We start from the raw sequence: 13,508 nt of genomic DNA on the forward strand, positions 1-13,508 counted from the left end.
ATATCCCCATGTTCTGAATAACAACATCCCCATGTTTTATACAACAACATCCGGATGTTCTTATATACCAAAAATAGATTTCTGACAGACAAGAAGCCATCTCCTTGCCTATCAGAAATCTATTTGATTATGTATCTCTAAGTAGTAAGTAGTCAAGTAGTAAGCATCAGGTGATAAGTAGTTAAGAAGCAAGCAGTTAAACAGAAGCATCTTGTCTAATATATTTTCCTTGACTGCTTAACTACTGATCATGAGTTATTCAGGTTAGTTAATAGAGAACTTAAAGACACAATGGCTATTGTACTTTTCACCCGGGCGTAATACAGCCGAAGGCCAATCGGGTTTATTTGGAGTATCAGGATACTTCTGTGTTTCAAGGCATACGGAAGCACGTTGATTATAAACAATACCTTTTTTACCCATTATCGTTCCGTCGAGGAAGTTTCCTGCATAAACCTGTATACCGGGTTCATTGGTATAAACATCCAATACAATACCGGTTTTGGGAGATTCTAAAGTAACACATTTATGGGTGATATCTCTTTGGGTATTCAATACCCAATTGTGGTCGTATCCGTTTCCGTTCTTTAGTTGTACAAAATCAAAGTCATCGATACGGGCACCCACCGGAGTTGCCGTACGAAAATCCATCGGTGTTCCTTCTACAGGAGCTATTTCGCCGGTAGTCATGAAAGTACTATCCACCGGTGTATAATAATCCGCATCAATGGTCAGCAAATGATCGGAATTGCTGCCGGCATCACCATCCAGATTGAAATAAGAATGGTTCGTCATATTGACAATAGTCGGTTGATCCGTTTCTGCCTCATAGCGGATATCGATAGCATTATCGTCCGTCAGTGTCATCAGCACTTTGCAAGTGATATTGCCGGGAAAACCTTCTTCTCCATCCTTAGAAAGATAGGTGAGCTCGAGTTCCTGCGGACCAGTCTGCCGGGCATCATATACCTGATATTGAAAACCGTTCGGCCCTCCATGCAAACAGTGACCGTAATTATTACGAGGTAAGACGTATTCTACTCCGTCAAGCGTAAAGCGACCTTGATTGATACGATTCGCATAGCGTCCGATACTGGCACCAAAATCAGACGGTATGGTGATATAATCCCGGATAGAATCAAATCCCAAAACCACATCCCGCATAACTCCTTCCCTGTCGGGCACCATTACGGAAACAATACGCCCACCGAAGTTCGTAATACAAACTTCCATGTTGTTTGCATTCCGCAATACAAATAAATCCGTCTTCTTACCATCTACTTCTGTCTGGAAATTACTTTTTAATAAACCGGACGCAGTCGGTTTTTCACCGGTAGCACAGCTTGCCAGTAAAAGGGCGCTCAATGCCCACATTGAAAATCTTTTCATACTAAATTATTTCTAAAAAAAACTATTCGATACTATTCAGCAGATCGGCTTTCCCTTCGTTCACCAGTTTCAAGATCAGTTCACCAAACAAGGTGTTCTGCCAAGCAAACCATGCACGGGTAAAGTCTTTCGGATTATCCTTGTGGAAAGATTCGTGCATAAATCCCGTACCGGCATCTGTATCCATCAGCATCTTCACACAAGTCTTTATCTCTTCATCGCTCCGGCTGGTAAAAGCTTTCATCATAATGCTCATCGGCCAAATCATATTATAACCGATATGCGGACCACCGATGCCTTCACCGGCTTTCCCCTTGAAAAAATAAGGATTGTCTTCGCTCCAGACAAAACGACGGGTATTCTGATAAATCGGGTCTTTCACATCAACATCGCCCAAATACGGCATCGCCAGAAGGCTGGGTACATTGGCGTCATCCATCAATAAATGATTTCCGAAACCATCGACTTCGAAAGCATATATCTTACCATACTTCGGATGTTTGTATACGGCATATTTCTTTAAAGCCGCTTCTACTTCTTTCGCAAGATCGGTACACTCTTTTGCCAGAGCCGTTTTCTTATTCACTGTTTGCAGAATCTCGGCAGCTTTGCGAAGCGAGGAAACCGCAAAGAAATTGGAAGGCACGAGAAACTGGAAAGTAGTAGCATCGTCCGACGGACGGAAAGTAGAAACGATCAGGCCTACGGGCTTCACCGGATTTCCTAATCCGTTGTTAGTCACGGTATCGAGTGCACGGTTCGTTTTACGCTCAAACCGGTAAGGACCGACACCCTCTTTGCGCTGCTGCTCCTTAAATGTACGAAGAATATTGGTGATGGCCTGTATCCACTCTTCATCAAAAATACTGTCATCACCGGTCACCTTCCAATATTGATAAGCCAGACGCAAGGGATAACACAAAGAGTCGATTTCCCATTTCCGTTCATGCAATTCCGGTTTCATATCCGTCATATCACTCATCCAATATCCACCGACCGGTCCATCATTAAACGCATTAGCATAGGGATCAAAAACAATACTCTTAAACTGGCGGTGAATAACCCCTGCAAGCATACGTTTCAATTCCGGGTCCGAATTGGCCAATTGTACATAAGGCCATACCTGAGCTCCGGAGTCACGAAGCCACATCGCGTGTATATCACCGGTATAGACAAAAGTATCCGGTTTCCCGTCACTGCCCTCACGGAAATGAACCGTCGTATCCAATGTATTCGGGAAACAGTTGGTAAACATCCAGGCCAGACGGGCATTCTTTAATAGTTTTTGCACACGGACAATCTCATTTTCTACGGCCTGCGAACGAAACAGACGTTTATCCGGCTCCGGACGATTATCCTTTTGGATGGCATCCGTCACACACACATGTTCGGTTGAAAATACAGTAGATGCAAATGCGCCCGGAGTACAGAATAATGCACCTGTAACAATAACGCCGATAAGTTTACTCGATATTCTTTGTGACATAAATCAATAGGTTTAAAAAACTGTTTAGTTAGTTATTCATTTTATTTTCAAGCATCTTTATAAAATAGCCCCCCACAACAGAACGCGCCTGGAAAGCCCGGTGCTCCGGTTTATCGGTAAATACCCAATCGGACATCGGAATGCGGTCGGTGGTTTCGTTCATGAACAGATAAACCGGTTCGATGAATTCCTCAAAAGTAGCTTTATCCGGTGCTAACGTAGCCGTCCACATGATCCAGTCTGTTTTGGTATAGGTCTGACGGTTATCCAATGGCAGTCCGTATCTATTTTGCTTCGTCAGATAATAGGGAATCTCCGTCTTTACGATTTGTTCGGGGAATATCTGCCAATTCATTAATTTATCCCAAACCAGATTATATTTCTGACTCCATGTACCGGATTTATCAAAAGTCAACTTATAATGATCACCGTCACTGGCCATCCGTTCCCATTCGACCGCCATTTCCTTCGCCTTTTGCGTATATTGTCCGGCAATCTCTTTTTTACCTAATTTATCAGCCAGATACCCGTAGGATGCGATACCCAAAATTGCCTTGACAGAAAGATTGGCATTATGGGCAAAGTGTCCGGCAAAGTCGTCAGTACAAAGTTGGTTTTCCGGATCGAGACCATACTCTACCAAATAATTTGTCCAGGTAGTCAATGTCTCCCAATGCTTCTTTGCATAATCGGCATTTCCTTCTATGGCGGCAATGGCAGCAGTTATTATCAGCATATTTCCGGACTCTTCTACCGGCATGTCACCGTTGTACGTCTGACCATTCGCTAATGGATAGGTGCCTATATCGTGCGCCGCAAAAGGTTTAGTCCATTTTCCACTTTCGCTATAATAAAAAATGTGATTGAGCAGTGCTTTGGCTATTTCCGGGTTATAAAGTAAAAAAAGAGGAGCGGAAGGATAAGTAATATCCACCGTACCGATAGAGCCGTTACTGAAATTCTCTTTTGACAAGAACAGAAGTTCTTTATCGGGTGTTTCTACCAATTTATGGGCAGCAATAGCCTGTCGATAGGCCAATGCACAGAGTTCCGCATACTTGCGGCCACCGGCTTCGGTGGCTTCTCTCATAAGTTGATTATCGAAAGCAATCGCTTTGGTCATCAGTACGTCATACTCCCGTTCTGCTTTATGAAATTGGGAAACAATCGTCTCGTTTCCACTCCGGTTCCAGTAAGGACGAAGATTCTCACCAAAATACTGAACTGAATAAATATCATCATAACCAATCAGTAAATGCCCTTCCGAAACTTTCGTTTCGCCCAAAGAACGTACCAGCGCCAAACGGTCATATCCGTCCGTTCCGGTAGCAGAGAGTTTGCCTTCAACAAAACTTTTACGCAACTCCCGGCTACTGCCAGTAGCATATTGAGTATTCTCTTCATCGGCAGCCAGATAAAAATATCCCCAATCAATATGGACATCATCTCCTTTTTTAGCCAGCACTTTCTGATCACGACTACCGGTTTTCAGAAATACAAGATTTTCATCTACAAAGCTTTCTGCCGTAGAAGGTTGTCCGGCAAGGTCCACCGCCCATTGCGGAGAAGCCTCAAAATAAAGTTCGACAGCATGCTTTTGCCCATCAGTAGAAGCCACAGTATATGAAATGTAATTTACCGGACGCGCCATCAACTCCAGATCATCCATAAAAAGCGGAGCGGTAAACGTCAAATCTAAATTCACCGGGCCACAGGCAAATTTATAAAGAGTCTGCATTGGTTGTATTTCGACAGAAAGTTGCCGGGCTATTTGCACAAAACTACGTTGCCCTTCTTTCTCTACTGCCAATCCGAAATCAAGCAATCCGCCATGTGCGCGGTTGCGACAAGAGGCGGCTATAAGATTTTCACCCGGTTTCAAAGTAGCTACGACTTCTTCCGGCAATTTTGTAACAACATGTTTTTTCCAAGCATAGCCGGTATCGACCACTTTAATACCGTTTATGTAAATAACTGCGTCATCATCATGAGAATAATCCAAATAGACCTTTCGCCCTTGCAAATCGTCGGTTATATGGATGATACGGCGTACCCAGATATGTTCTTCTCCCCATTGGGTTCTGGCAGTAGGCTCACTATCCATCGTACCGAAAGCCGCCTCTCCTTCTTTCCATGAATGATCATTAAATCCGGGGTTTTGCCAGCCATCCGCCGGCTTACGAGTAGTATATTTTCCACTCCAAAGACTTTGCTCCGAAGTTCCGGCAAGCGTAGTGAATTCTGCATCCTCAGCACCCATAAAGCGATAAACCTGTCCGTCGACTTTTGCCACACCGATCAAAGGAAAATCTTTTCCCGTCCAGTGTTTCACGGGAGCATCGTAAAGACAGTCGGAAAATGCCCATCCGCTCGTATACGGATCGATTGTCACCAACGGATATGCCGGGGGCCTTAATTCATTCTTACTATCATGTTTTATTTTAGTATCACCACAACTACTAAATAATAATACCATTACACCCCAAACGAGTGTCATCCATTGTTGTTTCATCGTTTTCAATTTTGCCGTTATATAAATTATAAAAAATGTGTTCTTCATACGGGTACATTATAATTTGCAAAAAAAGGAAAAAAACAACCGGCGTTCCGGTAAAATCCAACCAAAAAATAGTAAAAATGAACCAATCGTGATAATGATCAATCTATTTTGGAAAAATCCGAAAGTTTTTTCAGTCAATACTTCCCCCAAAAGTAGAAACAGGTTCACGCAAAGGAAATATGATTTCACAAAGGAACACCATTTTAAGCAAATAAAAAAGCATTCATCTGTTGTAAATAAAAGAAAAAAGTATCCTATTCTGCCAAAAAAGTATCAGAAAATGCCCAATAGACAAATGAGCAATTTATTGAATGATTTATTTTCTACATTTGTCTCTGTTTTCACTTAGTTTGTAATTTGAATCCTAACAAGAAAAACATGAATACCGTTACAAAACTGACACAAATTTTCACCGTTACACTGATTTTAGGAAGTACACTGAATTCATGTACATCCGGTGAAACACGACAAGAAAAAGTTTTAATGAGAGAACGCCCGGACTGTACACAAGCCAATGTTAACTATGCGGGAAACCGTTCCCCGTTAAGGCCGATGAATTTCATTAAACTTCCCGTGGGCGCCATACAACCGGAAGGATGGTTAAAAAAGTACCTGAATCTGCAAAAAGAGGGATTGACCGGACATTTGGGAGAAATCAGCGCATGGCTTGCCAAAGACAATAATGCCTGGCTCACCAACGGCGGCGATCATGGCTGGGAAGAAGTTCCCTATTGGCTGAAAGGATATGGCAACATGGCTTACATCTTAAAAGACGAAAAGATGATAAACGAAGCCAAAACCTGGATCGAAGGAGTATTCCGGAGCCAACAACCCAATGGCTATTTCGGCCCGGTAAACACCAGAAACGGTAAACCGGAGCTTTGGGCACAAATGATCATGCTATGGTGCCTGCAATCTTACTATGAGTATTCGCAGGACGAAAGAGTGATCAACTTGATGACCAATTACTTTAAATGGCAAATGACAATACCGGACGAACAATTTTTAGAAGACTACTGGGAAAACAGCCGGGGAGGCGATAATCTGCTAAGTGTTTATTGGCTCTACAATCGCACCGGAGATCGTTTTCTGTTGAAACTGGCAGAGAAAATCCACCGGAACACGGCTGATTGGACACGTCCTTCCACTCTGCCCAACTGGCACAATGTGAACATCGCACAATGTTTTCGCGAGCCTGCAAGCTATTATATGCTTACAGGCGATTCGACTCTACTGCAAGCATCCTACAATGTACACAACCTTATCCGACGGACTTTCGGGCAAGTACCGGGAGGTATGTTCGGAGCCGACGAAAATGCCCGCATGGGATACATTGATCCACGGCAGGGCGTAGAGACCTGTGGTATGGTGGAACAGATGGCTTCCGATGAAATCATGCTCTGCATGACCGGTGATCCATTTTGGGCAGAGCATTGCGAAGAAGTGGCTTTCAATACCTATCCGGCAGCTGTAATGCCCGATTTCAAAGCATTGCGGTATATCACCTGCCCCAATCACACCGTAAGCGATTCGGAAAACCATCATCCGGGAATCGACAACAGTGGTCCTTTCCTTGCCATGAACCCGTTCAGCAGCCGTTGCTGCCAACACAACCATGCACAAGGGTGGCCCTACTACAGCGAGCATCTGATACTGGCAACTCCCGACAATGGAGCCGCTATCGCATTATATGCAGCATGTAAGGCAACGCTCAAAGTAGCCGACGGACAGGAAATTACTCTTCATGAACAAACCAACTATCCTTTTGAAGAAAAAATAAGTTTCACCGTCAACACCACCGAAGATGTACGCTTTCCGTTCTACTTACGCATCCCTTCGTGGTGCGACCAACCGGAACTGGCCATCAACGGAAAACAAAAAGAGATCGATCCCATACCGGGAAAATATATTTATATTGACCGTACCTGGACCGATGGAGACAAGGTAGAATTGAACTTACCGATGAAGCTCTCCATACGTACTTGGCAAGTAAATAAAAACAGTGTCAGCGTAAACTACGGACCACTGACCCTGTCACTGAAAATTAATGAGGAGTACATCCAAAAAGACAGCCGTTCCACAGCCATATACGATTCCCGCTGGCAGGAAGGAGCAGATGCCACCCAATGGCCATCTTATGAGATTTTTCCAAAATCACCCTGGAACTATGCATTGGTATTGGACTCAAAAGTTCCCTTGAAAAACTTCAAAGTCATACGAAAGGAATGGCCATCGGACAATTTTCCGTTTACTGTTTCCAACGTGCCGTTAGAGGTGAAAGCCATCGGAAAGCAAATACCTTCCTGGACACTCGACAAGTACGGATTATGCAGCGAATTGCCCGAAACCAACGCCCCCAAAGGAGACAGGGAAGAGATCACATTGATACCGATGGGCGCCGCCCGGTTGAGAGTTTCTGCTTTTCCAAACACCTACGAATAAATCAACAACCATATAAACTAATCCTACCATGAACAAATTATTAGCCGTAGCGCTATTGCTACTTATCAACATCTCTGACGGATTTAGCGAAAGTACTCCCCGCCCGGAGTATCCGCGCCCTCAATTCGAACGGTCGGAATGGATAAACTTGAACGGAACTTGGACTTTTCAATTCGACTTTGGTAACTCCGGCAAAGACCGTCAACTACAATCTGCGGAGAAATTTTCCAAAAACATCACTGTACCCTTCTGTCCGGAGAGTAAATTATCAGGCGTAGAGTATACCGATTTTATCAATCAAATGTGGTATCAGAGAAAGATTTCCATCCCGACAGACTGGAAGGGAAAGAAAATTCTTCTGCACTTCGGAGCTGTGGACTATCAAGCCGAAGTATTTATCGATGGCCAATTCATCGGACGACACATCGGAGGAAGTTCTTCATTTTGTATGGATCTGACCCGCTTTGCCAAAGCCGGAAACACTCACAACCTGATCGTATACGTGAAAGACGAACAACGTTCGGGTTTGCAAACAATAGGTAAACAATGCAATAATTTTTATTCCGGTGGTTGTTCGTACACCCGAGTTACAGGTATCTGGCAGACCGTATGGTTGGAAGCTGTAGCCCCGGCCGGGTTGAAAACCGCAGTGATCCGCCCGGACATCGATCAGCAACAGTTCGTCATAGAGCCGGAATTTTACAATGAATCAGACGGTACGCTGGAAGTCACTTTGTTGGATGGACAGAAAACTATCGGCAGAAAATCTGTAAAATGTGCCAACAGTTCTACCGTCATCCTGCCTGTAAAAAAACCGAAACTATGGACTCCGGAAACCCCACACCTTTACGACATCATCTACCGCATAAAAGATACACAAGGACATCTCATAGATGAAGTAAAATCGTATGCCGGTATGCGCAAAGTACATACAGCCAACGGACTCTTCTATTTGAATAACGAACCTTACTACCAGCGTCTTGTACTCGATCAAGGCTATTATCCCGAAGGAATATGGACTGCACCGACGGACGAAGCACTGAAGCACGACATCGAGTTGGGAAAAGAATCCGGCTTCAATGGCGCACGTCTACACCAAAAAATATTTGAAGAGAGATATTACTATTGGGCCGACAAACTGGGTTATATCACTTGGGGCGAATCACCCAGCTGGGGTTCGGACGTCAATAATGAACTTGCCGTACGCAATTTTATCAGCGAATGGAGCGAAACCGTCATACGCGACCGCAATCATCCTTCACTTGTCACTTGGACGCCTTTTAACGAAACGTGGGGAGGTGGTCCGGATACTTATGTACGATTAATTCAGGACATATATCACATTACAAAAGCCATCGATCCCACCCGCCCCATCAACGATGCCAGTGGTGATAACCATGTACTGACAGATATCTGGAGCGTGCATAACTATACACAAGAAAAAGACAAGCTCATCGATGAATTAAAAATAACAGAGGGACAAGAACCTTACCGTAACTCACGCGATAAAAAATACTTAGCAGTATATGAAGGACAACCTTACATGCTGGACGAATTCGGAGGCATCCCCTGGATGGCGGCCACAGATCGTAACAATTCATGGGGATACGGTGGAATGCCTAAAGATGAAGAAGCTTTCTACCAACGCTTGGAAGGACAGATAGACGCCTTGATTGCTTCCAAACATGTATGCGGTTTTTGTTACACCCAATTAACAGATGTCGAGCAAGAGAAGAACGGTGTCTACTATTACGACCGTCGCCCGAAGCTGGACATGAAACGCATCAAAGCCATCTTCGAGAAAATACCAAGCAGACCGGCAAAATAACACCTACCAATCAAAGACCTGTTTAAATCTGCTTCCATCTCATTTTCAAAGACAGATAAAAAACAGGTTATTAACCAAGAAATATATAAACTATAAAACAGACCAAAATGAAAAGACACATTGCCTTAATAGCAACGGCTCTACTGCTATGCGGCGGTTCCTACGCACAAAATACGCAGCCGGAAAAAAAGCCTAAAGCCTACGTGATTGCAGATGCGCATCTTGACACTCAATGGAACTGGGATGTGCAAACCACCATCAAACACCATGTATGGAACACCATCAGTCAGAACCTTCTTCTACTGAAGCAATATCCCGACTACATCTTCAACTTTGAAGGAGGGGTGAAATATGCCTGGATGAAAGAATATTATCCGGCACAATACGAAGAAATGAAAAAGTACATCCGAGAAGGGCGCTGGCACATCAGTGGTGCCAGTTGGGATGCCAACGATGTTCTTGTACCATCTACAGAATCAGTTATCCGTAACATTATGCTCGGACAGGAATATTACCGGCAAGAATTCGGTGTTGAAAGTACCGACATTTTTTTACCGGACTGCTTCGGTTTCGGCTGGACGCTACCGACCATTGCCGCCCATTGTGGATTGATCGGCTTCTCATCACAAAAATTGGATTGGCGCAACAAACCTTTCCACGGTAAAAACAAATATCCATTTACCATCGGGTTATGGAAAGGGATAGATGGCGCTTCCATCATGTTTGCCCACGGATATGATTACGGAAAAAGATGGGACGATGAAGATCTGTCGGAAAACAAACAACTGCTTGAACTGACAACACGCACTCCCCTCAACATGGTATATCGTTATTACGGCACCGGAGACATAGGCGGTTCGCCAACAATCGGTTCGGTACGTTCCGTTGAGAAAGGCATCAAAGGTGACGGCCCCCTCGAAGTGATCAGCGCAACCAGCGACCAGTTATTCAAAGACTTCCAGCCTTATGATAACCATCCGGAATTACCCGTATTCAACGGAGAATTATTAATGGATGTGCATGGAACAGGATGTTACACATCACAGGCAGCCATGAAACTATACAACCGTCAAAACGAGCTTATGGGTGATGCAGCAGAAAGAGCGGCCGTAACGGCTGAATGGCTGAACCAGGCAAGTTATCCCGGTTCTACCCTTTCCGAAGCCTGGAAACGTTTCATCTATCACCAATTCCATGATGACCTGACAGGTACGAGTATTCCACGAGCATACGAATTTTCCTGGAATGACGAGTTAATTTCTCTCAAACAGTTTTCAAATGTCCTCACTTCCTCCATTCGTTCCATTGCCGGTCAAATGGATACACGCGTCAAAGGAACGCCCGTGATATTATACAATGCATTGGGATTCCCGGTACAGGATATAGCAGAAGTGGAAATCACCTTACCATCGGCTCCGAAAGGTATTACTGTTTACGACATGAACGGGAAAAAGGTAGCAGCACAATTGCTGAACTATGCTGACGGAAAAGCACAACTGCTGATAGACGCTTCCGTACCGGCCACCGGCTATGCCGTATATGATATCCGCACTTCGGGCAGTACAAACAACCCGGTTGACGTAGCCAATCACACAATCGAAAACTCTATTTACAAAATAACATTGGATGAGAATGGAGACATATGCTCACTCCTTGACAAGATCAACCACAAAGAATTGGTAAAGCAGGGAAAGGTAATTCGCCTGGCACTCTTTACTGAAAATGAATCACACCCTTGGCCTGCTTGGGAAATCATCAAAGAAACCATTGACAGGGAGCCGATTTCCATCACTGGAAATGTGAAAATATCACAAATTGAAAACGGCAATCTCCGTAAAACGCTCTGCATTGAGAAAACTCATGGAGAATCGGTCTTCAAGCAATATATACGGCTTTATGAAGGCAGCCGTGCCGAACGGATCGACTTTTACAATGAAGTAGACTGGCAATCGACCAATGCTTTATTAAAAGCAGAATTTCCCTTAAACGTGGAAAACCGGGAAGCAACCTATGATTTGGGGATCGGAAGTGTGAAACGAGGCAACAATACCGACACCGCTTATGAAGTGTATGCACATTACTGGGCAGACCTGACTCACCGGGACAACAGTTATGGTGTGTCGTTCCTGAACGACAGCAAATATGGTTGGGACAAACCGAACGACCATACCCTGCGCCTGACACTGCTCCATACACCGGGAACAACCCATAATTATGCTTATCAAGACCGTCAGGACTATGGCCACCACTGTTTCACTTACAGCCTCATCGGTCATTCCGGAGCATTAGATCACACGAGTACCGTAGAGAAAGCAGAACTCATGAACCAACGCCTGAAGGCCTTCCAAACCGACAAGCATAAAGGAACATTGGGTAAAGAATTCTCTTTCGTTACTTCCAACAACCGTAATGTAATTATCAAAGCAATTAAAAAAGCGGAAAGTTCGGACGAGTACGTAATACGTGTATATGAAACCGGAGGGAAAAGCATCCAACAAGCAACCTTGTCATTTGCCGGAGATATTCTCAGCGCCAACGAAGCCGACGGTACCGAAAAAAACATCGGCAACGCAACCTTTAATAGCAACCAATTGCAGATCCATATTAAACCTTACTCTATCCAAACATTCAAAGTACGCTTAAAGAAGTCAATGCAACCGGATTACCGGTCAGAATATGCCAACCTTTCGCTGAACTATGACCGGAAATGTGCCTCGTTCAATGAATTCCGAGGAGAGGCTAATTTTGAATCAGGATATTCATATGCAGCCGAGTTACTGCCGGATTCAATTTTTATCAATCAGGTACCTTTCCATTTAGGAGAGAAAGACAGTTTTAACGGCATGACCTGCAAAGGAGATACGATTCTCCTGCCATCCGGAAATACATATACACGCCTATACTTCCTGGCTGCCTCCGCATCAGACAACGACTGTGCCGCTACATTCTGCTGCGGAAAAAGCAAAACAGAACTTGTCATACCGTCGTATACAGGTTTCATCGGCCAATGGGGACACACCAATCATACGAAGGGCTATCTGAAAGATGCAGAAATAGCCTATGTAGGTACCCATCGACATTCTTCCGGTGAAGACCACCCCTATGAATTCACCTATATGTTTAAGTTCGGTATCCATATTCCCAAAGGTGCTACGAGCATTATCCTGCCAAAAAATGATAAGATCGTCTTATTCGCTGCTACATTGGCAAACGAGAACCTGCCGGAAGTAACTGCTGCATCCAGGTTATTCCGTACAGCCATTAAAGGAAACCACACCGGTGTCCCTACTGATGATAATCCCAATAAAGAGAATCTGCTTAAGACTGCCGAAATCCTGTCATATTCGGGATATGCCAACCCATATGAAAAGCCGGAATACATGATTGACGGCAACAAGGATACCAAATGGTGTGATACCGGTATGACCCCGAATTACGTAGATTTCGACTTAGGTAAACAGCAGCACATCAGTGGCTGGAAACTAATCAACGCCGGAGAAGAAAGTCATAGTTATGTGACAAAAGGATGTTTCCTGCAAGGAAAGAATCATCCGGATGAAGAATGGAAGACCCTGGACCGGATTGACGGCAACAGTCGCAATAAAGTGGAGCGCCAACTACCCCAACCCGCGCAGGCACGTTATATCCGCCTTTTAGTAACTAACCCGGTACAAGACGCCGAAGGTAAAGATGCTCGTATCTACGAATTCGAAGTATACAAATAAGAATTGACAAGAGACCAGTAATCAATGTGCCAATTAGTATGCAAACAGATCTGACTACATTACTAATTGGCACATTTT

At 44.2% G+C, this 13,508-nt stretch carries 6 protein-coding genes; 3 read left to right on the forward strand and 3 right to left on the reverse strand.

Going from position 1 to position 13,508, the window contains the following annotated elements; translation table 11 throughout:
* Positions 1 to 264 precede the first annotated feature (264 nt).
* From HMPREF1532_RS07380 to HMPREF1532_RS07390, 3 genes are read right to left on the reverse strand one after another with little or no spacing between them, the layout of a single operon-like run.
* Entirely contained in the window at positions 265 to 1,389 is a 1,125-nt protein-coding gene (locus HMPREF1532_RS07380; RefSeq protein ID WP_005927069.1) for an aldose epimerase family protein, read from the reverse strand.
* Positions 1,390 to 1,411: 22 nt separating this feature from the next.
* The gene (locus tag HMPREF1532_RS07385; RefSeq protein WP_005927072.1) at positions 1,412 to 2,875 is read right to left on the reverse strand and encodes a glycoside hydrolase family 125 protein; all 1,464 of its coding nucleotides are present in this window, start codon (positions 2,873 to 2,875) and stop codon (positions 1,412 to 1,414) included.
* Positions 2,876 to 2,903: 28 nt separating this feature from the next.
* A complete protein-coding gene (locus tag HMPREF1532_RS07390) occupies positions 2,904 to 5,387 on the reverse strand; it encodes a glutaminase family protein (RefSeq protein WP_025819020.1) in 2,484 nt (827 codons plus the stop codon).
* Between the two features lie 426 nt (positions 5,388 to 5,813).
* Between HMPREF1532_RS07390 and HMPREF1532_RS07400 the strand changes: the two genes are divergently transcribed.
* The 3 genes from HMPREF1532_RS07400 to HMPREF1532_RS07410 all read left to right on the forward strand — a co-directional run bounded on the left by HMPREF1532_RS07400 (position 5,814) and on the right by HMPREF1532_RS07410 (position 13,430).
* Complete coding sequence (locus HMPREF1532_RS07400; RefSeq protein WP_005927079.1) at positions 5,814 to 7,877, forward strand: beta-L-arabinofuranosidase domain-containing protein; 2,064 nt, start codon at positions 5,814 to 5,816, stop codon at positions 7,875 to 7,877.
* A 28-nt stretch (positions 7,878 to 7,905) separates the two neighbouring features.
* On the forward strand, positions 7,906 to 9,705 hold the full coding sequence (locus HMPREF1532_RS07405; protein WP_005927082.1) for a glycoside hydrolase family 2 protein: 1,800 nt from the start codon (positions 7,906 to 7,908) through the stop codon (positions 9,703 to 9,705).
* Positions 9,706 to 9,812: 107 nt separating this feature from the next.
* On the forward strand, positions 9,813 to 13,430 hold the full coding sequence (locus tag HMPREF1532_RS07410; RefSeq protein WP_005927085.1) for a glycoside hydrolase family 38 N-terminal domain-containing protein: 3,618 nt from the start codon (positions 9,813 to 9,815) through the stop codon (positions 13,428 to 13,430).
* Positions 13,431 to 13,508 lie beyond the last annotated feature (78 nt).

Source organism: Bacteroides salyersiae WAL 10018 = DSM 18765 = JCM 12988 (genome assembly GCF_000381365.1).
GTDB classification, from domain to species: Bacteria; Bacteroidota; Bacteroidia; order Bacteroidales; family Bacteroidaceae; genus Bacteroides; species Bacteroides salyersiae.